Origin of the sequence: uncultured Oceanisphaera sp., from assembly GCF_947495715.1 — a bacterium.
In the GTDB taxonomy this organism is placed as follows: Bacteria; Pseudomonadota; Gammaproteobacteria; order Enterobacterales; family Aeromonadaceae; genus Oceanimonas; species Oceanimonas sediminis.
This window is the reverse complement of sequence record NZ_CANLZU010000072.1, coordinates 1-267: the sequence shown is the minus strand read 5'-3', so window position 1 is coordinate 267 and position 267 is coordinate 1. Positions and strand designations below refer to the sequence as shown.

1 tRNA gene and 1 rRNA gene are annotated in these 267 nt (G+C 52.8%); both read right to left on the bottom strand.

The window, feature by feature from the left end:
* Nucleotides 1-87: ribosomal RNA gene (gene rrf, locus Q0753_RS16640) — 5S ribosomal RNA — on the bottom strand; the annotation flags it as partial.
* 26 nt (nt 88-113) lie between these two features.
* Nucleotides 114-189, bottom strand: a tRNA-Thr gene (locus tag Q0753_RS16635).
* Nucleotides 190-267: the final 78 nt, after the last annotated feature.

Below are 267 nucleotides of genomic sequence, written 5' to 3'. Positions count from 1 at the left end.
AGCTGCCACACTATCATCGGCGCGGGTGCGTTTCACTTCTGAGTTCGGCATGGGATCAGGTGGGACCACAACGCTATGGCAGTCAAACAAAACTGGTTTTTCTAATCTAAAACTGGTGCTGATACCCGGATTCGAACTGGGGACCTCACCCTTACCAAGGGTGCGCTCTACCAACTGAGCTATATCAGCGAAATTGGGTGCCTGGCAGTGACCTACTTTCACATGGCAGCTGCCACACTATCATCGGCGCGGGTGCGTTTCACTTCT